The 17,422-nt window shown below is 67.2% G+C and carries 21 protein-coding genes; 19 read left to right on the top strand and 2 right to left on the bottom strand.

Translation table 11 applies throughout. From position 1 onward, the window contains the following. Nucleotides 1-18: 18 nt before the first annotated feature. Both G6032_RS01880 and G6032_RS01885 read right to left on the bottom strand, forming a co-directional pair. On the bottom strand, nt 19-765 hold the full coding sequence (locus tag G6032_RS01880) for a gamma-glutamyl-gamma-aminobutyrate hydrolase family protein (RefSeq protein ID WP_165280438.1): 747 nt from the start codon (nt 763-765) through the stop codon (nt 19-21). Nucleotides 766-827: 62 nt separating this feature from the next. Next, nucleotides 828-1,277 carry a hypothetical protein gene (locus G6032_RS01885; protein WP_165280439.1) on the bottom strand — a complete coding sequence of 150 codons (450 nt, stop codon included), beginning with the start codon at nt 1,275-1,277 and terminating at the stop codon, nt 828-830. 148 nt (nt 1,278-1,425) lie between these two features. Here G6032_RS01885 and G6032_RS01890 point away from each other — a divergent pair, with 148 nt between their 5' ends. From G6032_RS01890 to G6032_RS01980, 19 genes are all read left to right on the top strand, one after another. Beyond that, a complete protein-coding gene (locus G6032_RS01890) occupies nt 1,426-3,039 on the top strand; it encodes an AbgT family transporter (protein ID WP_346763737.1) in 1,614 nt (537 codons plus the stop codon). Nucleotides 3,040-3,173: 134 nt separating this feature from the next. Further along, a complete protein-coding gene (locus tag G6032_RS01895; RefSeq protein WP_165280441.1) occupies nt 3,174-3,725 on the top strand; it encodes a Na+/H+ antiporter subunit E in 552 nt (183 codons plus the stop codon). Next, on the top strand, nt 3,722-4,000 hold the full coding sequence (locus tag G6032_RS01900; protein WP_165280442.1) for a monovalent cation/H+ antiporter complex subunit F: 279 nt from the start codon (nt 3,722-3,724) through the stop codon (nt 3,998-4,000). Before G6032_RS01895 ends, G6032_RS01900 begins: the two co-directional genes overlap by 4 nt. Beyond that, the gene (mnhG, locus tag G6032_RS01905) at nt 3,997-4,320 is read left to right on the top strand and encodes a monovalent cation/H(+) antiporter subunit G (protein ID WP_346763738.1); all 324 of its coding nucleotides are present in this window, start codon (nt 3,997-3,999) and stop codon (nt 4,318-4,320) included. Before G6032_RS01900 ends, mnhG (G6032_RS01905) begins: the two co-directional genes overlap by 4 nt. Continuing rightward, a complete protein-coding gene (locus G6032_RS01910) occupies nt 4,317-4,559 on the top strand; it encodes a hydrogenase subunit MbhD domain-containing protein (RefSeq protein ID WP_165280444.1) in 243 nt (80 codons plus the stop codon). Before mnhG (G6032_RS01905) ends, G6032_RS01910 begins: the two co-directional genes overlap by 4 nt. Continuing rightward, nucleotides 4,556-5,284, top strand: coding sequence for a hydrogen gas-evolving membrane-bound hydrogenase subunit E (mbhE, locus tag G6032_RS01915; protein WP_165280445.1), 729 nt, complete (start codon nt 4,556-4,558; stop codon nt 5,282-5,284). Before G6032_RS01910 ends, mbhE begins: the two co-directional genes overlap by 4 nt. Nucleotide 5,285: 1 nt before the next feature. Next, a complete protein-coding gene (locus G6032_RS01920) occupies nt 5,286-5,636 on the top strand; it encodes a cation:proton antiporter subunit C (RefSeq protein WP_165280446.1) in 351 nt (116 codons plus the stop codon). Beyond that, nucleotides 5,636-7,111 (top strand): proton-conducting transporter membrane subunit, encoded by a 1,476-nt coding sequence (locus G6032_RS01925; protein ID WP_165280447.1) that lies wholly within the window; start codon nt 5,636-5,638, stop codon nt 7,109-7,111. Before G6032_RS01920 ends, G6032_RS01925 begins: the two co-directional genes overlap by 1 nt. 4 nt (nt 7,112-7,115) lie before the next feature. Then, nucleotides 7,116-8,591, top strand: coding sequence for a proton-conducting transporter membrane subunit (locus tag G6032_RS01930; RefSeq protein WP_165280448.1), 1,476 nt, complete (start codon nt 7,116-7,118; stop codon nt 8,589-8,591). Nucleotides 8,592-8,595: 4 nt separating this feature from the next. Beyond that, on the top strand, nt 8,596-10,089 hold the full coding sequence (locus G6032_RS01935; protein WP_165280449.1) for a proton-conducting transporter membrane subunit: 1,494 nt from the start codon (nt 8,596-8,598) through the stop codon (nt 10,087-10,089). 1 nt (nt 10,090) lies between these two features. Beyond that, on the top strand, nt 10,091-12,664 hold the full coding sequence (locus tag G6032_RS01940; RefSeq protein ID WP_165280450.1) for a complex I subunit 5 family protein: 2,574 nt from the start codon (nt 10,091-10,093) through the stop codon (nt 12,662-12,664). Nucleotides 12,665-12,810: 146 nt separating this feature from the next. Then, nucleotides 12,811-13,551 carry a class I SAM-dependent methyltransferase gene (locus G6032_RS01945; protein WP_165280451.1) on the top strand — a complete coding sequence of 247 codons (741 nt, stop codon included), beginning with the start codon at nt 12,811-12,813 and terminating at the stop codon, nt 13,549-13,551. A gap of 26 nt (nt 13,552-13,577) precedes the next feature. Further along, the gene (locus G6032_RS01950; protein ID WP_165280452.1) at nt 13,578-14,117 is read left to right on the top strand and encodes a Na+/H+ antiporter subunit E; all 540 of its coding nucleotides are present in this window, start codon (nt 13,578-13,580) and stop codon (nt 14,115-14,117) included. Further along, nucleotides 14,114-14,389 carry a monovalent cation/H+ antiporter complex subunit F gene (locus G6032_RS01955; RefSeq protein WP_165280453.1) on the top strand — a complete coding sequence of 92 codons (276 nt, stop codon included), beginning with the start codon at nt 14,114-14,116 and terminating at the stop codon, nt 14,387-14,389. Before G6032_RS01950 ends, G6032_RS01955 begins: the two co-directional genes overlap by 4 nt. Next, nucleotides 14,376-14,678: a monovalent cation/H(+) antiporter subunit G gene (gene mnhG, locus G6032_RS01960; protein ID WP_165280454.1), complete on the top strand. Its 303-nt coding sequence runs from the start codon at nt 14,376-14,378 to the stop codon at nt 14,676-14,678. Before G6032_RS01955 ends, mnhG (G6032_RS01960) begins: the two co-directional genes overlap by 14 nt. Continuing rightward, on the top strand, nt 14,675-14,974 hold the full coding sequence (locus tag G6032_RS01965) for a DUF4040 domain-containing protein (protein ID WP_165280455.1): 300 nt from the start codon (nt 14,675-14,677) through the stop codon (nt 14,972-14,974). Before mnhG (G6032_RS01960) ends, G6032_RS01965 begins: the two co-directional genes overlap by 4 nt. Continuing rightward, a complete protein-coding gene (locus G6032_RS01970) occupies nt 14,964-15,647 on the top strand; it encodes an MnhB domain-containing protein (RefSeq protein ID WP_165280456.1) in 684 nt (227 codons plus the stop codon). Before G6032_RS01965 ends, G6032_RS01970 begins: the two co-directional genes overlap by 11 nt. Beyond that, a complete protein-coding gene (locus tag G6032_RS01975; protein WP_165280457.1) occupies nt 15,644-15,967 on the top strand; it encodes an NADH-quinone oxidoreductase subunit K in 324 nt (107 codons plus the stop codon). The genes G6032_RS01970 and G6032_RS01975 overlap by 4 nt, the downstream gene beginning before the upstream one ends. Before the next feature lie 6 nt (nt 15,968-15,973). Next, nucleotides 15,974-17,413, top strand: a complete 1,440-nt coding sequence (locus G6032_RS01980; RefSeq protein ID WP_165280458.1) for a proton-conducting transporter membrane subunit — start codon at nt 15,974-15,976, stop codon at nt 17,411-17,413. Nucleotides 17,414-17,422: the final 9 nt, after the last annotated feature.

Consider the following 17,422-nt stretch of genomic DNA (forward strand, 5'->3'; position numbering starts at 1 on the left):
TTGAATAGCGTGACCCGGTCAGCGCGAAGGCAGGACGCGTCGCGTGCCGCCCGCGCCGAGTCGCGCGAGCCAGTTGCCGAACACGCGTTCGGCGAGCATGCGGGTGTCGGACAGGAAATGACGGGTTTCATCGAGGATGCGCCTGGGCGTCTGTCCGAGCCCGGAGGCGGCGAGATCGGCCAGGTAGTCGGGCGAGTTCATCCAGCGCCGGATCAGGTGTTCGTCCAGTTCGAGGTGGAACTGGAAGCCCCATGCCACTTCGTCGTACACCATCGCCTGGCCCGGACAATCGTCGCTTTCCGCGAGATGGACCGCGCCGGAAGGAATGTCGAACCCGTAGCTGTGCCACTGGAACACGGCCTGGTCCGCGGCCATCGGATGCAGCACCGGGTCCGTCGCGGCCGGCGCAAGTGTCCGGATCCGGTGCCAGCCGATCTCCGGGCGCGCGGCCGGGCCGACACGTGCGCCGAGCACGTGGGCGAGCAGCTGCGCGCCGAGGCAGATGCCGAGCACCGGGATCCTGAGCGCGAGGGCTTGTTCGATGAGGCGGAATTCCGTCTTCAGGTGCGGATGAAGGTGCGTGTCCGTGACCTGCATGGGCCCGCCCAGCACCACGAGCGCGTCATATTGCGCCAGTTCGGGCGAGGCATGCGGGTCGCGCTGGAAATTGACATACCGGATGCGATGTCCGCGGGCGCGGATCATGGGGTCGAGCAGCCCGAGCGGCTCGGCGGCGACGTGTTGCAGGACCATGATCCTAGCCATGCCGGCGATTCTATCGCGTGTCCGCACGCGGCGGGGAAGGGGTCAAGCTGTCGGGTCGGTCGCTATTCATGGGTTTTGCGCGAGCCTTCCGTGCCCACGATGCGCAGCTCGTATTCCAGCCCGATTTCCAGGCCGAAGAATCGCAGGGTCTCCCACTGCGCCTCCCCCGGCGGCACTTCGATGATGTGGCTGAACGTCTTGCGATCGATCACCGCGCCGTCTTCGTTGCGGGCGTACCGTTCCGTGTCCATGCGCGTCAGCGTCCAGCGGTCGCTGTTGTTGCGAATCAGGTAGTCCGTCGTGTTGCCCCGCTTGCGCATGTCCAGGATTTCGACCTGGGCGACGGGGATCGCGTCTTCTCTGATCTCGACGCCCGGACCGGTGTGCCAGGTCCAGGCGAACATCGCCGCCACCGCCACCGTCGCCACGCCCAGCATGGTCAGGCCCGCCCGGCCCGAGACGATGAATGCGCCGATGACGAGAGCAGCTAGCGAGGCGATCAAGACAGGCACGGATGGTTTCTCCCTCTCATTACGCGTCATTCGACCCTTCGCTGGGCCCGGCTCCATGGATGCCCGGCGACTGCGCGGCCGGTATGCGGGCGTCGGTATCCCGCATCCCTTAGAATACGTGCTCTTTTTGCCCAGCGGGACATTGCCGGTGTCGAAAACGCCCGATCCGAACGGAAATCACCGTCCCGAGCAGACGGAAGAACCCGTCCCCAGCCGGATCACGCGTTTCCTGCGGGTGGTGGAATGGCTGGGCAACGCCCTGCCGCACCCGGTGACTCTGTTCGCCCTGTTCGCGCTGAGCGTGGTGCTGTTCAGCGGCCTGATGGGGGCCCTCGGGGTGGCCGTTCCCGATCCGCGTCCGGAGGGCGCCGCGGGCCGCGCGGCCGACGGCATGATCCGGGTCGTCAGCCTGTTGAACGCCGAGGGCTTCCGCCGCATCGTGCAGAACCTGGTCACCAACTTCACCAGCTTCGTCCCGCTCGGCACGGTGCTGGTGGCCATGCTGGGCGTCGGCGTGGCAGAGCGCTCGGGCCTGCTCACGGCGGCCGTGCGCGCCATGGTGCTGAACGCGAGCCCGAGCATGGTGACCGTGACCATCGTGTTCGCCGCCGTGCTGTCGAACACGGCGTCCGAGATGGGCTACGTGGTGCTGGTGCCGCTGGCGGCGATGATCTACTACTCGCTCGGCCGTCACCCGCTTGCCGGGCTTGCGGCGGGGTTCGCCGGCGTCTCCGGTGGCTACAGCGCCAACCTGCTGGTGGGAACCGTCGATCCGCTGCTCGCCGGCATCACCCAGGAGGCGGCAAGGCTCATCGCGCCGGAATACCTGGTGGACGCGACGGCCAACTGGTTTTTCATGATCGGCAGCACCTTCGTGGTCGTGCTGGTCGTCAGCCTGATCAGCCTGAAGATCGTCGAGCCGGCGCTGGGCCCTTACGACCGCAGCCAGGCGAAGCTGGTCGCGGACGACATGAGCAGCATGGAGGGATTGTCCGACACGGAGCGCCGCGGGCTGCGGTACGCCGGCCTGGCGGCATTGCTGATGGTGGGGCTGATTGCGCTGCTGGTGGTACCCGAGGGCGCCGTGCTGCGCAATCCCGAGACGGGGGCCATCAAGGGCTCGCCTTTCCTGCGCGGCTTCGTCGCCATCATCTTCGTATTCTTTCTCGTGCCGGGGATCACCTATGGCGCGGTGGTGGGCACGATGCGCAGCGACCGCGACGTCATCGACGCGATGGCGGGCGCCATGAGCACGCTCGGTCTCTACATGGTGCTCGTGTTCTTCGCGGCGCAGTTCGTGGCGTTCTTCTCCTGGACGAACCTGGGCGCGGTCACGGCCGTGACGGGCGCCGAATTCCTCACCTCGATCGGCCTGACCGGACCGCTGGTGTTCGTGTTCTTCATCCTCATGTGCGGCTTCGTCAATCTCATGCTCGGCTCGGCCTCCGCGCAGTGGGCGGTGACCGCGCCGATCTTCGTGCCGATGCTGATGCTGCTCGGCTACAGCCCCGAAGTGATCCAGGCGGCCTACCGGATCGGCGATTCGACCACCAACATCATCACGCCGATGATGAGTTATTTCGGTCTGATCATGGCCTTCGCCGCCCGCTACGTGCCGAAGGCGGGCATCGGCACGCTGATCTCCATGATGCTGCCGTACTCGGTCGCCCTGCTGGTCTGCTGGACCGCGTTTTTCTTTCTCTGGGTCTTCGTGCTGGGATTGCCTGTCGGGCCGGCGTCGCCGACGTATTTCGCCCCCTGAGCATCTCTTGGCTTGACGCGGGTCATGGCAGGAGCGTGCGCCCTGGACTATAGGATTAGAGAGGCCTGAAGACCGTCCGGGCCAGGGAGGGCATCGCCCTGGACCGGGCCTAAGGCGCCGCCGGAGTCCAGAGCATGCAGGCGAGCGGAACTCATGTCCGGCAGGGTGCGCGCGGCCCTTGGGGCACGGGCTCACTGGTATCTCGTGTGCTGGGGGCAAGCACGGTAATCTTCGCTTTCTGGCTGGTGATTTCCGCTTCGCTGTCGCCCGCCGACTTGCTGCTCGGCGCCGCCCTGTCCCTGTTGCTGGGCGCCTGGTCCGCCAGGTTCCTCTGGGCCGGCCAAGTTCCGCGCATAACGGCTCGCCAATGGCTTGCCTTGTTGCGGACGCTGCCGGTCTTCAGCGCTGCGGTGTTCATGTCCGCGCTGCATGTCGTGCGGATCGTGGCCGATCCGCGCCTCCCAATCAGCCCGCGCCTGGTGATCTGTCGCAGCCGCTTGCGTCGTCCCGTCTCCCGGGTGGCCTTTGCCAATGCCGTCACCTTGACCCCCGGCACCTTGACCGTCGATGTCGAGGACGGCGTGTTTCTCGTGCACTGCCTTGACGAGGCCTGTGCGCAGCGTTTGCAGGACGGTGCCCTGGAGAAGCGCATCGCACGGATCTTCGAGCCGGAGGCGAGCGCATGAACGCCTTCTTCTGGGGCTTGGGGACCTTCTTGCTGATCAATGCATCCGCCTGCGTGTGGCGCGCCTTCGCCGGTCCGACCGCGGTGGACCGGATACTGGCGACGAACGTGATCGGCACCAAGGCACTGCTCGTGCTGGTGCTGCTGGGGCTGGCCTTCGAACGCAGTCTCCTGCTGGACGTCGCGCTGGTCTACGGCCTGCTGAATTTTGGCATCACCATAGCCGCCACGCGGTTCCTCGAGACGGGCCGGCTGACAGGAGGTTGGCAGCGGTGAGCGGCTGGATCGTATCGTCCTTGACCGTCGCGCTGGCGACGCTTGGCGGCGTGTTTTTCCTGGCGGGCACACTGGGTTTATTGCGCTTGCCGGATTTCTATTCCCGTGCGCATGCCGCAACGAAGTGCGACACCGTTGGGGCCGGGGCCATTCTGCTGGGGCTGGCGATCTACGTCGCTCCCCATCCCGAGGCGCTGAAAATCATCGTCTTGCTGGTGCTGGTGCTCATTTCCAGCCCGACCGCCGGGCATGCATTGGCGCGGGCGGCCCATGGCACCGGGCTGGCGCCCTGGACCGAATCGCAGGAGGGAGACGAATGAGCCAGGGCTTCGACCTCGTGATGTTGGCACTGCTGATCGGCATGGCGCTCGCCGTGGCCCGCAGCAAGGACCTGGTTGCTGCAGCCATCATCTTCTCCGGCTACAGCCTCGTGATGTGCCTGTTGTGGCAGCATCGCGGCGCTCCCGACGTGGCGATGACAGAGGCGGCGATCGGCGCCGGGGTCACGACGATCCTGGTGCTGCTGGCCATCGGCCGCACACGGCGGCGTGAAAAATGAACCGGGTGCTGATCGTGATCGTCCTGCTCGCGGCCGCAGTGCCGATGCTCGCGGGTGTCGCCGGCCTGCCCCGGCCAGGTGATCCGACGGCGCCGGTGCATACCCATGTCGCGTCACACTACGTCAAGGAGGGAGCGGAGGCATCGGGCGCCGCCAACCTGGTCACGGGCGTGTTGCTGAACTATCGCGCCTTCGACACTTTCGGCGAGGTGATGGTGATCTTTGCGGCGCTCGCCGCGCTGACCGGTGTAAGTTCGTTACCGCCAGGACAGCGGCTCCGTGAATCCGGCGGGCGGAACGATTCGCCCGGACCTGCAGGCCGTCCCATCAGCCCGGTGGTGGCCTTCATCATTCGCTGCACGGCGCCGTTCATCGCCCTATTCGGCGCCTTCGTGATCTTCAAGGGCCATGTCCATCCCGGCGGCGGATTCCAGGGCGGCGTGATTCTCGGCGCCCTGTTGATGATGCTGAGCGTGGTCTTTGGCCGCGGGCCGCGCGACCCGCTGCTGCCGCCGGCGGTCGCCGTCTGGCTCCAGGCGGCGGCGCCGCTGACTTTCGCCGCCGTCGCCGGGCTGGGCGTGTTCCTGACAGGATTCCTGCTGGGTTTTCCGGGCACGGCACTCGGGCCCGTCCGCACGCTGATGATGATCGCCCTCGAGCTGGGGATCGCCATCGGCAGCGCCGTCATCATTCTCGGACTGTTCCAGCACATGCGGGGCGACTGAAATGGTCGGACTCTGGCTGAACATCGACTACGCGGCCTTCGTCGCCTTGTTCTGCATCGGCCTCTACGTCGTTCTCGCCAAGCAGAACCTGATCAAGAAGCTTCTCGGCCTCAACATCATGGAGACGGCGGTGTTCGCCTTCATAGTCACCTCCGGCATGGTCGACTTCGGCGCCGCGCCAATCATCTCGGACGACACGACGGGTCCGTTCGCCAGCCCTTTGCCACATGCCCTGATCCTGACGGGAATCGTCGTCGCGCTCAGCATCACCGCATTGGCGCTGGGCCTGATCGTCGAGATCTACCGGCGCTGCGGCACGATCGAAGCCGACGAGCTCAAAGGGGTCGAGTGATGGATCTCTGGCTGCCCCTGGCGGCCGGGGTGCCGCTGGTGGCCGGCGCGCTGACGCCCGCCATCGCGCGGCGTCATCCCGGCCTGGCCCGGCCCTGGGCGCTCGCCGTGACGGCGTGGGTGCTGGCAGCCACGGTGGGGCTCACGCGACGGGTGGTGCTGGAGGGTCCGTTCTCGTATCCGCTTGGCGGGTGGGCGCGACCGTACGGCATCGAGTTGCGCTTCGACGAGTTCAGTGCCGCAGCGGTCGTCATCGCCCTGGTCGCCGGCCTCGTGCTGGTGTACTCCGGCCCGTACATGCGCGTCGCGCTGCGCGAAGCACGCCTTCCCTGGTACTACAGCCTGTTGCTGATCAACCTGGGAGGGCTGATCGGCTTCGTCACGACCGGCGACCTCTTCAACCTGTTCGTGTTCATGGAAATCGTCTCCGTGTCCAGCTACGCGCTGGTGGCGGTCGCCGGCGGAAGAATCGCGCCGCTTGCAGCGTTCAAGTACCTGATAGCCGGCGCGGTTTCATCAGCGCTCATCCTGTTCTGCATTGGTGTTCTGCATGCATTGACCGGCAGTCTGAACATGGCCGACATCGCTGCGCGGCTTGCGACGGCCGAGGCGCCGGCGCCGATTCTGCTCGCCCTGGCCGGCTTGACCGCCGGCCTGATGGTGAAGTCAGCGCTGTTTCCCATGCATGCCTGGCTGCCTGACGCCCATGCCAGCGCCCCAAGCCCGGTCAGCGCGATCCTCTCGGCGCTGGTCGTGAAGGTCGGCGTCTTCGGGCTGTTGCGCGTGTACCCGATGTTCGCCGCCGCCGAGGCCGTGCGGCTGGCGCCGATGTACGAAATCCTGGCCTGGCTCGGCGCGCTCTCGATCGTCGCGGGTGCGCTGTTCGCGCTGTTCCAGCAGGACATCAAGCTGATGCTGGCGTACTCGACCATTTCCAATATCGGCTACATCGTCCTCGGCATCGGGTTGGCCAACGAGCGGGCCATGACCGGCGCGGGCATCCACATCGCCAATCACGCGATCATCAAGGCCACGCTGTTCCTGGCCGCCGGCGCGATCATTCACCAGACGGGTCGCCGCACGCTGCACGCCTTGCGCGGCGTCGGACACGTGATGCCGTGGACCTGCCTGGCATTGGCGGTGGGCGTGTTCTCGATCGTCGGGTTGCCGCCGACCGCCGGCTTCCCCGGCAAGTGGTACATCGCGCTCGGCGCACTCGATGCGGGCCGGCCGGGGTTTGCTGTCGTGCTCCTGGCCGGCGCGGTGCTGATCTTCGTCTATTACATCAGGATCCTGAACGCGTTCTACTTCCGGTCCCCGTCCGAAGTCGGGATGTTGTCGGCACGCGAGGCACCGGCCGCAATGCTGCTGCCGGTGCTGGTGCTTGCCGTGCTGTGCCTTGCCGGCGGGTTGCTCGGTCGCTGGCCGGCCATGTTGATCGGTCCGGCCATCGCCCGGTTCCCCGGGGGAGGCTGAGATCATGGACGTCGTCGATCTGCGTGTCGTGCTGGCGCCGGCGATCTCGTTCGGTTGTGCGGTGCTCATCTTTCTGCTGGGCGCACGCGCGCTCTGGCGCCGAGTGCTCGCGCTCGGCGCGGCGGTCACGAAGTTCATTGTCATTCTTTCACTGCTGCCCGGCAGTCTTGCCGGCAAGGTCTATGTCTTCGAGGTCCTCGAGTTCCTGCCCGGGGTCGGCATCAGTTTCCGCGCCGATGCGCTCGGGATGTTCTTCGCTCTTGTCTCGTCCACGCTCTGGGTGCTGACCACGGTCTACGCCATCGGCTACATGAAAGGGCGGCATGCGCGGGTGCGGTTTTTCGGTTTTTTCGCGCTGTGCGTATCGACCACGGTCGGCATCGCCTTCGCCGAAAACCTGCTCACGTTGTTCCTGTTCTACGAGATGCTGACGATCTGCACTTACCCGTTGGTGGTGCACGACGAGACGCCTGAAGCGCTCAGCGCCGGTCGCAAGTACCTCGCGTACACGCTGCTGGGCGGCGCGGCCCTGCTGCTCGGCATGATCCTCGTTCAGTCTCTCGCCGGCACGCTCAGCTTCAGTCATGCCGGCGTGCTGCCCGCGGCCGCGGGCGACGGACTGTTGCTGGCGACTTTCGTGACGTTGATCGGGGGCTTCGGCGTAAAGGCGGCCATCATGCCCTTGCACGGCTGGTTGCCTGCGGCCATGGTGGCGCCGACCCCCGTGAGCGCGCTGCTGCATGCGGTGGCGGTGGTGAAAGCCGGTGTGTTCGGCATCCTGCGCGTAATCCACAACATCTTCGGCGTCGATCTGCTGGCCGAGCTCGGTTACGCAAGCTGGCTGGCCTGGGTCGCCGCATTCACCATCGTCGCGGCGTCGCTGATTGCGCTGGCGCAGGATAATCTCAAGCGTCGGCTGGCGTACTCCACGATCAGCCAGTTGTCCTATATCGTGCTCGGCGCAGCCCTGCTGACCCCCTTGGCGGCACTGGCAGCGGTCGTGCACATCGCCAACCAGGCCTTCGCCAAGATCACGATGTTTTTCGTCGCCGGCGCGATCGAGCGCAGCAGCGGCAAGACCCAGGTGCACCAGTTGGCGGGCATCGGGCGGACCATGCCGTGGACGATGGGAGCTTTCACCATCGCCGCACTGAGCTTCATCGGTGTGCCGCTGTTCGCCGGCTTCGTGACCAAGTGGTACCTGTCGCTCGGCGCGCTGCAGGCCGGCGAGTGGTGGTTCGTGTTGCTGATGATTCTGAGCGCGCTCCTGAACGCCGCCTACTGGCTGCCGATCGTTTACCTGGCGTGGTTCCGTCCATCTGCGGCCGAGTCCGCACCGATTCGCGAGGCCGAGGCGCTGCTGCTGGTCCCGACCCTGGTTGCGGCGGCCTATGTGCTGCTGCTGGGCATCAGCATGCGGATTTCCTGGCTGCCTTTCTCCCTGGCGCAGGCCGCGGTGCGTTTCGTGGCGGGGTTGTGAAGCGATGAATACACACGACGCCATGAGCTTCCTGCCGCTGCTGGCTATCCTCCTGCCCGCCGTGGGCGGTGCGCTCGCGGTGCCGCTGGAGCGCCGCGGTGCGCGTTGGCGCAACCGGGCGCTCGGTGCAATCTCCATCGCCACCTGCCTGCTGACGGTGGCGTTGCTCCCGGGCGCCCTGGACGCGGTGCCGCTGGAGTTGCCGCTCTTGCAGTTGACGCCCCAAGTCTGGCTGCACCTGCGGGTGGACGCGCTGGGTGCGCTGTTCGCCGCGACCCTCTCGTTGCTGTTCCTGCTGGCGCTGGTCTATGCCGCCGCGTACCTGCCGCCACGCGGCCGGCTGGCGCGTTATTACGGCTTCCTGATGCTCTGCCAGGGACTGATGCTCGGCGTGGCTTATGCGGGCAACCTGCTCACTCTGCTGGTCTTCTACGAACTGTTTTCTCTCCTCACTTACCCGCTCGTCATCCACGACGAGACACCGAAGGCCATGCGTGCCGGCCTGAAGTACATCGTCTACATCCTGGTCGGCGGCAGCGCCGTGTTGCTCGGCGTCATCGTCAGCTTCTACCTCGCGGGTGATCGGCCTTTCGCACCGGGCGGCCTGCTGGACGCCGACATGGATCCCACGTTGCTGCGCCTTGCGTTCTGGTCCTTCATCGGCGGCTTCGGGGTCAAGGCAGCCCTGATGCCGCTGCATGGGTGGGTGCCTGATGTTCACCCCGCTGCCCCGGCTTCGTTTTCCGCGCTGCTGTCCGGGGTCATGGTGGCGGCCGGGTGCTTCGGCATCCTGCGCGTCGTCTTCGAAGTTTTCGGCGTCGAGTTGACGCGCTCGCTGGGTGTCGGGCCGTGGCTGGCGGTGATTGCCTCGGTATCGGTGTTGCTGGCCGCCGTCCAGGCCGTCGGCGAGGATGACCTGAAGCGCCGGCTGGCGTGGTCCACGATCAGCCAGATGGCCTATGTATTGCTGGCGGTCTCGCTGCTTGCGCCGGCGGTGACCGTTGGCGCGCTGGTCCATATCAGCCACCACGCGTTCCTGAAGGGTGCGTTGTTCTTCTGTGCAGGGGCATTCGCGCGTCGTGCCGGGATCCGGCGGGTATCCGAGCTGGACGGCATCGGCCGGCGCATGCCCGTGACCACGGCGGTGTTCGTGATCGCCGCCCTCGGACTCGTGGGCGTGCCGCCGTTATCGGGTTTCGTCAGCAAGTGGCTGCTCGGTATCGGGATGCTCGAGGCCGGCGCACCATGGGCGCTGGTCGTCCTGCTCGGGGGTGCGCTGTTGGCGGCGATGTACCTGTTGCCGCCGGTCTGGCGCGCCTGCTTCGGTGCACTGCCTGAGAGATCGGTGGCGGCGAGAGCGGACGTGCGGGGCGGCATGCGATTCGCGCTGATCATGGCGGCGGCAGTCAGCGTGTTGCTGGGACTCGCTGCGGCACTGCCGGGGTTGCCGTTGTCCCTCGCGCGGCGGGCCGTGGGCGCCTTTTTCGGGGCGGGCTGAGATGATGCTCCAGGCATCGGTTCTGCCCCTGTTGCTGGTAGCCGGCCCGCCGCTGGCGGCACTCGCCCTGGGACCGCTGGGGCGGCGCTCGGAGGCCGTGCGCGATGTGTTCATGGTCGCAGTCACCGCGCTGGCGCTGCTCGGGGCCGCGGCGCTGGTGCCGCTCGTGACCGCGCACGGGGCGATCCATGCGGAGTGGCCGTTGCTGCCGGGCGGGCTGGTATTCAAGGTCGATCATTTCGGCGCGCTGTTCGCGTTGTTCAGCGCCTTCGTCTGGTTCTGCGCCACGCTCTATTCGCTGGGCTACCTGCGGGCGCAACCGCGGCGCAATCGCTTCCATGCCGCTTCGCTGGTGGTGCTTGCGGCCAATCTCGGCGTGGTGCTGGCGGGAAACCTGGTGACCCTGTTCGTGTTCTTCGAGTTGCTCGGCCTGGTCGCGTTCCTGCTCGTCGTCCACGCCGGCACGGCCGAGGCGAAACGGGCCGCGGTGCAGTATTTCTGGATGACGCTGCTCGGGGGCTTCGCCTTGCTGGCGGGCGTCATGATCATCGTCACGATGGGTGACGGCACGCTGACGCCGATTCACGTGGAGGAAGGGCAGTCCGGCTTGCGCAGCGCGGCGGCCGTGCTGCTGTTGATCGGTTTCGGCGTGAAGGCCGGCATGGTGCCGTTGCATGTCTGGCTGCCCAACGCGCACCCGGTGGCGCCTTCGCCGGCCAGTGCGCTCTTGTCCGGCGTCATGATCAAGGCCGGCGCCTACGGCATCTTCCGTTGCCTCTCGACCCTGTTCCGCCCTGGCGTCGGCACCGACTTCGCGGATCCGGCATGGCAGTTCAGCAGCGTCCTCGGTCTCGCGGTCGTGTGGCTCGGGATCCTGACCATGGCGGTGGGCGTGGTGCTCGCGCTCGGCCAGCGCAACGCGAAACGGATGCTCGCTTATCACAGCATCAGCCAGGTGGGCTTCATCCTGGTGGGGATCGGCGCCGGCGCCTACCTGCTGGAGGACGGCGCCATGGGTACGGCGGGCGGCCTGTTGCACACGGTAAACCACGCGCTGTTCAAGGCATTGCTGTTTCTCGGCGTCGGCGTCGTGTCGTTGCGCACCGGGCAGCTCGACATGTACGCGCTCGGTGGCTTGTGGCGACGGATGCCGGTCACCTTCGCGCTGATGCTGGTTGCGGCCGCCGGGATCACGGGCTTGCCGCCGTTCAATGGTTTCGTCAGCAAGTGCCTGGTTCATCATGCGCTGGTCGCCGCGCAGGCCGCACAAGGAGGTATCGCGCTGCGCCTCGCCGAGGGCGTCTACCTGCTGGTCTGCGCCGGCACCGTAGCCTCCTTCATCAAGCTGATCGGCCTGGTGTTCGTCGCGCCTGCGCGCACCCGGTGGGGCGCCGAGGTGCGGGAGGCGTCCCCCGGGATGCTGGTGGCGATGACGTTGCTGGCGTGTCCGGTGATTCTGCTCGGCTTGCGGCCCGAGCTGCTGCTGAAGGGCATGATCGCGCCGGGATTGGCATGGTGGTCGATGCCGCATGCCGCCATCGACCATTACCTGGCCCACTATTACCTCGCGCCGCGCGATGTGCTCACTGCTTTTGCCACCTTCGGACTGGGCGCGGCCATCTTCGCCATCGGCACCCGGATGGGCGTTTTCCATCTGCGCGGTCCCAGGTGGATGAGCGTCGCACGAGCCTACGGGGCGATCGCGCGGGGCAGCGTCCGCGCCTGTGTCGGAACCGCCTTCGTATACGCCCGGTTCCAGCATCGCCTGGCCTGGAGCTTGCGCGAGATACGACGCCTGCTCTGGCAGGTTGCGCACCAGGCAGGGCAGGCCAGGCGCCGCTTCGTCGAAACGGTGTTGGCCGGAGTTGCCGCAACGGCGGAGCAGGCATTCCTGGAATCGGCGTGGCTGCTGCTGGACGAGGAACGCGTCGCCACGACCAATGCAGCTGCCTCGCGTCTTCTTGAGCAGGCGCGCACAGACGGTGCGGCAAGTCCGGTGCGTGCGGTTCCGCCGATGGAATCTGCCCGGGCGATCGCCGGGTTGTTGGCCGGCGCGTTGTTCGAGGCCCGGCTAGCCTTGTTGCGGCGGATCGGCGATGCACACGGTGCGGCCGCGCAGCACACGGCGCTCGACGCGCTTTACCGTGAATTTCCCGCGACCCGGGCGGCGATCGCCGCGGCCGCGGCCGAACTGGCGCCTGCGCATGACGCGGGTGAACCCCCCGGCCCGGAAGTGGCGTCGATTCTCGGACCGCTGCTGACCCGCGAGCGCCTGGCCGTGCCGGCAGCCTGGCATCCGGCGCCGGGTGCGATCGAAGACGGGAGCGCGGATGTCCCGCAACTGGAATTCAGCCTCGCCGCGTGGCTGCTGGACATCGGGCGCCTGGCGCTTTCCCAGCTCCGCCAGCCGCTGTCTGCGCGATCCAGTGCCGAGACGCTGGATGCCCAGCCGGGCATCGTGTTCGCCCGGCGAAAAATACAGCGTTACGGGCGGGACATCAGCCTGAACGTGGCGACGATGTTTGTACTGCTGGTGTTGCTGGCTGGCGCACTCTGGCTGGGGCGGAGCGGCTGAGGGCCTTTCGGAAAGCCCTTACGCCGGCGGCCGCCGAACGGTCCATTATGTACATAAAGCTTTGCGATGCGTGTCCTTTACACCGTCGCCCGGCCGGGGCGGGTCGCGCCCTCCGTGCCGGCAGTCACCAGGGAAGGAGCATCGCCATGAGCCATGCCTACCGGGAAGACCTGTCCTGGATCCACGATCTCGGTTTCGGCGACCTCGCGCGCAACGCGGGCGAGTTGTTGCTGCGGAAACTGGCGGAGGAAGGCATCGACGCCGGACGGGTGATCGACCTCGGCTGCGGCTCGGGTGTCCTCGCGGCCATGGTGTCCGACGCGGGTTATGACGTGCTGGGCATCGACCTGTCGCCGGCGATGATCGAGCTGGCGCGTGAACGCGTACCCGACGGCCGGTTTCTCTGCGAATCGCTGCTGAAAGCCGAGCTGCCATCGTGCGTTGCGGTCGTGGCGGTGGGCGAGTGCTTCAACTATCGTTTTGACGAGAGTGTTTCTCGCGAGGCATTGCGCGGACTGTTCGGCCGGATTCACGCTGCGCTGCAGCCGGGTGGACTGTTGCTGTTCGATGCCGCCGAGCCCGGGCGCCTCGCGGGAGAAGAAGAACTGAAGACCCATGTGGACGGGGGTGACTGGGCGCTGCTGATGAGCGCCGAAGAAAACCCGCAGGCCCGTCGCCTGATCCGGTGCATCACGAGTTTTCGGCGCGTCGGCGACCTGTTCCGGCGCGATGACGAATGCCATGAAATGGAACTGCTGCCGGCCGACGAGTTGCTCGCCGACCTGTCGTCAACAGGTTTCGACGCTGAACTGCTCGAGGACTATGCGGGCTACGCCCTGCCCGCCGGCTTGAGGGGGTTCCTGGCGAAGGCTCGTCGTATCGACTGAATGGAGTTGCAGGCCGAGGGGGGAACATGCCCGCAAACACGCGCCACGCGCCCGCCGCCCGGGACCCTGCCCGCTGGCAGGACGGGTTGCGGCGCGTGCTGCTGTTTGCCGTGCTCTGGTGGATTCTCGCCGAGGGAGCCGTAGACAGCCTGGCCGTTGGCGTGCCCTTCGTGTTGCTTGGAGCGTGGCTCAGCCTGGTGTTGTGGGGTGCGCGTTCCTTCTCCCTGCGGGGCCTGGCGCGCTTCCTGCCATGGTTCGCCTACCAGTCCCTCGCCGGCGCGACGGATGTCGCGATGCGGGCCTTTCGCCCTGCAATGCCACTGCACCCGGGCCTGGTCCATTGCCGCCTGCGCCTGCCGACCGACGGCAGCCGGATCGCCCTGGCCGATGTGGTGAGCATGTTGCCCGGCACGCTGAGCGCGGATCTCGACGGCGAAGAACTCGTCATTCACGCCCTGGACACGCGCCGTGACATGCAGGCGATGGTGACGGATCTCGAGCCGCGCATTGCCGCCTTGTTCGGGCTGGACGCCTCGTTCCAGGAAATCCCGGAGAACGCGTCATGAACGTTCTGCTCCTGGGTGTTGCCACGTTCCTGTTGTTCAACCTGGCCGCCGGCCTGTGGCGCGTGATGCGCGGCCCGACCGCTGCCGATCGAATGCTCGCCGCGCAGCTGTTCGGCACGACGGCCGTCGCGGTATTGCTGCTACTCGCGGAAGGCATGGAGGAAGCGGAGCTGCGGGATATTGCGCTGGTGTTCGCCCTGCTGGCGGCGGTGGCCGCCGTGGCCTTCGTGCGCCGCGTATGGAGTCCGGGAGCCAGGCATGACGCCGATTGATTTCCTGAGCGCCGGCCTCGTCCTCGCGGGAGCCGGGTTCTTTTTCGCCGGCACCGTCGGCATGCTGCGCTTTCCCGACGTCTACAGTCGCCTGCACGCGCTGACGAAAGGGGACAACGCAGGCCTCGGCTTGACTGTGCTCGGCCTCGCGCTCCAGGCGGAATCCCTGGCCGTCGTCGGCAAGCTGGTGATGGTCTGGCTGCTGGTGCTGCTCGCCGGGGCCACGGCTTCACACCTGATCGCGCGCTCCAGCCTGCGGCGCGGCATCGACCCGTGGACCGCCCGATGAGCGCCGGCCTGGTACTCGACGGCCTGCTCGCCGCCATTCTCATCTGGCTGGCCTGGGCGGCGTTGTCCAGCCGTGACCTGTTCCGCGCGATCGTCCTCTTTATCGCATTCGGCCTGGTGCTTTCGATGGCCTGGGCGCGGCTCGGCGCACCCGATGTGGCACTGGCCGAGGCGGCGATCGGCGCCGGCCTGACGGGCGCCTTGCTGCTGGCGACCTGGGGCCGCCTGCGTGGCCGGAAAACAAGCGAAGAACAGCCGCACGCGCGGCCACACCAGGGTGAAGACGATGCGGACTGAGCGGGGCACGCATGAACCTGGCGTCATGCTGCGCGGGATGCTCGCGGTATTGCTCCTCGGCGTCGCCTCCGGATTGTGCTGGCTGCTGTGGGCCACGCCGCTGGCGCCCGGACTCGACGACGCGGTGCGCGCCGCGTTGGCACAGAGCGGCGTCGAGAACCCGGTGACCGCGGTGCTGCTCAATTTCCGGGGCTATGACACCCTGCTGGAGATCGCCGTGATGACCTCGACGCTGGTCGGCGTCTGGGCGCTGGGTCCGGCGCCGAAGTTGCATGAGCGGCCGCCGAGCCCGGTGCTGCTCGGCCTGGACAGCGTCCTCATTCCCTTGTCCGCGGTGATCTGCGGCTACCTGCTCTGGGTGGGGGCGACACGTGCGGGTGGCGCCTTCCAGGCCGGCTCCGTGCTTGCGGCTACCGGGGTCTTGTTCATCCTTTCCGGGCGGCGCCCGCGCATCGGCCTGCCTCATGCGCCGATGCGCTGGGGCGTGGTCCTTGGACTCGCGACGTTTCTCGTCGTGGCCCTCGCCGTGATGGGCGACGGCCGGCAGTTTCTCGAGTATCCGCCCGGCTCCGCCAAGACATTGATCCTCGTGATCGAGGCGGCCGCGACCCTTTCGATCGCCGTGATTCTCGCCGGGCTGTTCATCGGCGGCCGGCCGGGTGACGAGCCGTGAACGGCTTGACCGTCTTCGCCCTCACCGGGATCGGCCTGCTGGTGATCGGCGTATGGGCGCTGGTGTTGCGAGCCCACCTGATCCGCAAGGTGCTCGCCCTCAACGTGATGGGCAGCGGCGCGTTCCTGTTGCTGGTCGGCGCCGGCGCCGGCGCCGCGCCGGACCCGGTTCCACAGGCGATGGTGATCACCGGGATCGTGGTCACGGTATCCGCGACGGCGCTGGCGCTCGCACTGGTGTTGCGCATCGACGCCGCCACCGGCAAGCCGACGCTGCCGGAAGACCGGGATCGGGATCTCATGGACGAGGACTGGCAGTAGACCGCGATGATTGACTGGCTTGCCGAAGCACCCTGGATGCTGCTCGCGATCGCGCTGCCGCTGCTCGGCGCGCTGCTGGCATTCCTGTGGCCCCGTCACGCCGCCCCGATCGGACTGGCCGGCGCGTTCATGAGCGCGGGCGCGGCGCTCGCGGTGCTCCTGCAGGTCGCCTTCGGCGGCCCGCGGCGCTATGAGGCGGGTGGCTGGGGCGCGCCGTTGGGCATCGACCTGTGGGCCGACGGACTGAGCGTGCTGATGCTGGCGATGACCGCCGTCGTGGGTACCGCCGTGAGCGTCTATGCGCGGGTGTACCTGGCGGATTCCCCGGACAAGGTGCGCCGTTTCTGGCCCTTGTGGTTGTTCACCTGGGCGGCGCTGAACGCGCTGTTCCAGGCCGCAGACGTCTTCAATCTTTATGTCACGCTGGAACTGCTCGGCCTGTCCGCCGTGGCGCTGGTGGCGCTCACCGGCACCGGACCCGCCCTCTGGGGCGCGATGCGTTATCTGCTGGTGAGCCTGCTCGGCTCGCTGGCATACCTGGTCGGCGTGGTGCTGCTGTATCACCTGTACGGCACGCTGGATCTCGCCCTGCTCGGCGAGCGCGCGGACGGTGGGCTGGCCCTGGCGATTCCGCTGGGGGCCATGGTCGCCGGATTACTGCTGAAGATCGGGCTGTTTCCCTTCCATGTCTGGCTGCCGCCGGCCCACGGCAGCGCGCGCGCGCCGGTGAGCGCGGTGTTGTCCGGCCTGGTCGTGAAGGGCGCGTTCTACCTGTTGCTGCGACTCTGGTTCACGTTCTCGCCGGAGGGCGAGGGGCTCCCGATCCTGCTCGGGTCGCTCGGTGCGTTCGCGGTCTTCTGGGGCTCCATCCAGGCGTTGCGACAGGAACGACTGAAACTGCTCGTGGCTTATTCGACGGTGGCCCAGCTCGGTTACCTGTTCATCGCCTTCCCGCTCGCCGGGTTGGATCCCGCGCTCGCCTGGGGCGGTTCGATTTACCTGGCCCTGTCTCATGCACTGGCCAAGGGCGCGATGTTCCTCGCGGCGGGCAGCATCATGATGCAGGGCGGTCATGACGAGATCGCGGAACTCGACCGCGTCGTGGATCGCATGCCGTTGTCGCTCGCCGCCTTCGCGCTGGCCGGCATCAGCCTGGCGGGACTGCCGCCGAGCGGGGGTTTCGTCGGCAAGTGGATGCTGCTGCAGAGCGCGATGGCGCAGGGCCTCTGGTTCTGGGCGCTGGTGATGATCGTCGGCGGGGTGCTGACGGCGAGCTACGTGTTCCGGGTGCTGGGATTCGCCTTTACGCGCTCGCCCCATGAGCATGAATCCCACAACGTGCCGCGCACCATGGAATGGACCGCGCTGCTGCTGGCGTTGGGCGCGGTGCTGCTCGGTTTCGTTGCGCCCTGGGCGCTGCCGCTGCTCGACGGGGTGCTGCCGTGAATGCCTGGC

This window comes from Wenzhouxiangella sp. XN24 (assembly GCF_011064545.1).
GTDB lineage: Bacteria > Pseudomonadota > Gammaproteobacteria > Steroidobacterales > XN24 > XN24.

Coding starts and splice junctions, on each gene's coding strand:
- G6032_RS01880 (WP_165280438.1), bottom strand. CDS start 765: ATGGCTAGGATCATGGTCCTGCAACACGTCGCCGCCGAGCCGCTCGGG.
- G6032_RS01895 (WP_165280441.1), top strand. CDS start 3,174: ATGCAGGCGAGCGGAACTCATGTCCGGCAGGGTGCGCGCGGCCCTTGG.
- G6032_RS01900 (WP_165280442.1), top strand. CDS start 3,722: ATGAACGCCTTCTTCTGGGGCTTGGGGACCTTCTTGCTGATCAATGCA.
- G6032_RS01910 (WP_165280444.1), top strand. CDS start 4,317: ATGAGCCAGGGCTTCGACCTCGTGATGTTGGCACTGCTGATCGGCATG.
- mbhE (WP_165280445.1), top strand. CDS start 4,556: ATGAACCGGGTGCTGATCGTGATCGTCCTGCTCGCGGCCGCAGTGCCG.
- G6032_RS01920 (WP_165280446.1), top strand. CDS start 5,286: ATGGTCGGACTCTGGCTGAACATCGACTACGCGGCCTTCGTCGCCTTG.
- G6032_RS01925 (WP_165280447.1), top strand. CDS start 5,636: ATGGATCTCTGGCTGCCCCTGGCGGCCGGGGTGCCGCTGGTGGCCGGC.
- G6032_RS01930 (WP_165280448.1), top strand. CDS start 7,116: ATGGACGTCGTCGATCTGCGTGTCGTGCTGGCGCCGGCGATCTCGTTC.
- G6032_RS01935 (WP_165280449.1), top strand. CDS start 8,596: ATGAATACACACGACGCCATGAGCTTCCTGCCGCTGCTGGCTATCCTC.
- G6032_RS01940 (WP_165280450.1), top strand. CDS start 10,091: ATGATGCTCCAGGCATCGGTTCTGCCCCTGTTGCTGGTAGCCGGCCCG.
- G6032_RS01945 (WP_165280451.1), top strand. CDS start 12,811: ATGAGCCATGCCTACCGGGAAGACCTGTCCTGGATCCACGATCTCGGT.
- G6032_RS01950 (WP_165280452.1), top strand. CDS start 13,578: ATGCCCGCAAACACGCGCCACGCGCCCGCCGCCCGGGACCCTGCCCGC.
- G6032_RS01955 (WP_165280453.1), top strand. CDS start 14,114: ATGAACGTTCTGCTCCTGGGTGTTGCCACGTTCCTGTTGTTCAACCTG.
- mnhG (WP_165280454.1), top strand. CDS start 14,376: ATGACGCCGATTGATTTCCTGAGCGCCGGCCTCGTCCTCGCGGGAGCC.
- G6032_RS01965 (WP_165280455.1), top strand. CDS start 14,675: ATGAGCGCCGGCCTGGTACTCGACGGCCTGCTCGCCGCCATTCTCATC.
- G6032_RS01970 (WP_165280456.1), top strand. CDS start 14,964: ATGCGGACTGAGCGGGGCACGCATGAACCTGGCGTCATGCTGCGCGGG.
- G6032_RS01980 (WP_165280458.1), top strand. CDS start 15,974: ATGATTGACTGGCTTGCCGAAGCACCCTGGATGCTGCTCGCGATCGCG.